The organism is Novosphingobium sp. CCH12-A3, from assembly GCF_001556015.1.
GTDB lineage: Bacteria > Pseudomonadota > Alphaproteobacteria > Sphingomonadales > Sphingomonadaceae > Novosphingobium > Novosphingobium subterraneum.
The window spans coordinates 1-1,891 of sequence record NZ_LSIA01000142.1 but is presented as its reverse complement, the minus strand read 5'-3'; the positions used below and the strand labels follow the sequence as shown (position 1 = coordinate 1,891).

Annotated in this window: 4 protein-coding genes; 1 reads left to right on the top strand and 3 read right to left on the bottom strand. The window is 57.5% G+C overall.

Annotation, left to right across the window (positions count from 1 at the left end; translation table 11 throughout):
- Positions 1–675 (top strand): replication initiator protein A (locus AX703_RS11515; RefSeq protein WP_197423688.1); only part of this gene is annotated, 675 nt, incomplete at its 5' end.
- Between the two features lie 89 nt (positions 676–764).
- On the opposite strand, the gene AX703_RS11510 is transcribed toward AX703_RS11515, so the two are convergent.
- From AX703_RS11510 to AX703_RS28885, 3 genes are all read right to left on the bottom strand, one after another.
- On the bottom strand, positions 765–1,277 hold the full coding sequence (locus AX703_RS11510; protein WP_231735506.1) for a GNAT family N-acetyltransferase: 513 nt from the start codon (positions 1,275–1,277) through the stop codon (positions 765–767).
- 44 nt (positions 1,278–1,321) lie between these two features.
- On the bottom strand, positions 1,322–1,675 hold the full coding sequence (locus AX703_RS11505) for a hypothetical protein (RefSeq protein ID WP_062344211.1): 354 nt from the start codon (positions 1,673–1,675) through the stop codon (positions 1,322–1,324).
- Positions 1,676–1,714: 39 nt separating this feature from the next.
- Positions 1,715–1,891, bottom strand: a 177-nt coding sequence (locus AX703_RS28885; RefSeq protein ID WP_369821013.1) for a ribbon-helix-helix domain-containing protein, incomplete at its 5' end; no start/stop codon positions are given.

Below are 1,891 nucleotides of genomic sequence, written 5' to 3'. Positions count from 1 at the left end.
CTCACCCGCCTGCGCGGGACCACGGTGCGGACCAATATCCAGACGGGCGGTGTCGAGGAAACGCGGATTTTCGGGCTGATCGAAGAAGCCAGAATCACACGCAAGACGTTCGACGGCCGTATGCTCGATCTGGAAATCACCCTGTCGGATTGGGTCTATCGCTCGGTCATCAGCAAGAATGTTCTGACGCTTCACCGCGACTATTTCCGGCTCCGCAAGCCGTTCGAGCGGCGCATGTATGAGCTGGCCCGCAAGCATTGCGGCGTGAAGGACGAATGGAAGATCGGCCTGGAGCTGCTGCAAAAGAAATGCGGCTCGAACAGCCCGCTCCGGGTGTTACGGGCCTTGGTCAAGAAGGTCTGCGAGCATGACGCGGACCACGGCCATTTCCCCGACTATGCGGTGACGATGAATGATGACGTGATCCTGTTCCGCAACCGCTCGGGCCTCAAGTCCAAGCCCGATCCGCTCGCCAACGCCGGCGACGATGCGCCCTATATCGACCCGGAAACCATGCACGACGCCAAGACGGCCGCGCCAGGCTATGACGTGTATGCGCTTTATGACGAATGGGTGTCGTGGTGGCACGACATGGGCAAGCCCGAGCTGAAAAGCCCCCGCGCCGCTTTCCTAGGCTTCTGCAAGAAACGGCACGAACGCAAGCCACTGCGCTGATCCCTTATGTGGACAAGCGTTCATGTCCACATGCAAACATATCGACTGATCCGCCTTTGTCACTTTCTGGTCGATAGCTACGGACTCGACTACAGGTGAAGTCCAAGAAAGGATGCGCCGGGAACCGGGTTGAAGGAAATCGGCTCCGCCGCGACGAAACCAAGAGTCTCATACAGCTTGCGCGCGGGGACGAACTTCGCTTGCACATCGAGCCTCATTTCGCTGTAGCCCACAGTGCGAGCTTCCTCGATCAGACGTTCAGCGAGCGCGCGACCAAGATGCCGTCCCTGAGCCTGGGGACGAACATATAGTCGTTTCATCTCGCATATCTCGTGTGTGACTTGGCGCATCGCTACGCAGCCTTCGATTTCCCCCTCCCGGTCCGCAAGCAGCACGCATCCTTTGGGCGCCGCATACTTCCCAGGCAAGTTTGCAAACTCAGCGTCATTATTCTGATAGTCGAGATTGACCGGCGAATTAGCGATGAACTCACGCCAGATGCCCAGCACCGAAGCTGTGTCACGAGGAAAGATCGCGTGCCTAATAACTACCATAGCGTGATTGCTTCGCCGAAAATCGTGGCGGCAATAGGACAGTGTCATGGCGTTAACTGCCATGTTTGCATGTGAACATGACGACATTGAGTTTAACTTCGGCCCAGGCTCCTTCCGATCAACCAAAGCTGGAAAACATGGGCCGCCACGAACGCGCCTCCAATAAAGATCGGGGACGGTAACAGCATCCCCTCCTGCCCCGGCCTCGGCGTTAGGGTCATCGCGGTAACATTGAACAGCCCCAGCACACAGATCGCAAGGAAGGGCGTGAAGCTGAGAGCTAGAACGCGAGGTGCGGACCAATTCACCAAATTGGAAAGCGGCTCTGATCGTGAAAGCCGCCATTGCATCGGCAGTTTCCTTTCCTGCCGGAAACGGGCGTTTGCCCGGATGGACAATCCGATCATCACCAGTGCGAAGATGGCGGACACGATTAGCACGTCCATGAGTTTTCCCCTAAGCTATATGTTTGCATGTGAACATGCTCACTTGCCTACAGGACTTTCCCCCATCTTTCGGAGCCAGTCGTTGAACGCCTCGGCCATCGCGTCCTGCAAGCTCATGCCGTGCTTGCGGGCGGTCATGTGCATGGCGAACGACATTTCCGGGCTGAAATAGCCCGTCATCGCCTTCTTGCCCTGACGGCTCGGCGCAACCGGGCT